This window comes from Streptococcus sp. 4886, from assembly GCF_013276485.1.
GTDB lineage: Bacteria > Bacillota > Bacilli > Lactobacillales > Streptococcaceae > Streptococcus.
Genome location: NZ_VMLD01000018.1, coordinates 1 through 475 on the forward strand (window position 1 = coordinate 1; position 475 = coordinate 475).

The window sequence follows — 475 nt, forward strand, 5'->3', positions numbered from 1 at the left end:
GATATTACGGTAGCAGATGTTTCAGAGATGGTTACTAAAGCAGCTACACCTATTATCGTTAAGGTTCCGGCTAAGGATAGCATTGAAACAAAAGTAATTCCAATCGAAACAGAGTATCTCGATGACCCAACTCTTGATAAGGGTCAAGAAGTAGAAGAAGCAGGAGAAATTGGTGAAATTACGCTTACTACAATGTATACTGTAGATGAACGTGATGGAACAATTGAAGAAACTACTTCTCGTCAAATTACTAAAGAGATGGTAAAAAGACGTATAAGGAGAGGGACGAGAGAACCTGAAAAAGTTGTTGTTCCTAAGAAATCATCTATTCCTTCGTATCCTGGATCTGTTACATCTAATCAAGGAACAGATGCAGCAGTAGAACCAGCTAAACCAGTTGCTCCAACAACAGGCTGGAAACAAGAAAATGCTATGTGGTATTTTTATAATACTGATGGTTCCATGGCAACAGGTT

1 protein-coding gene is annotated in these 475 nt (G+C 38.5%); it reads left to right on the forward strand.

Annotated elements, in window-relative coordinates:
* Window positions 1–475: G5 domain-containing protein (locus tag HT679_RS11425; protein ID WP_240149590.1), on the forward strand; the 475-nt coding region annotated here is incomplete at both ends.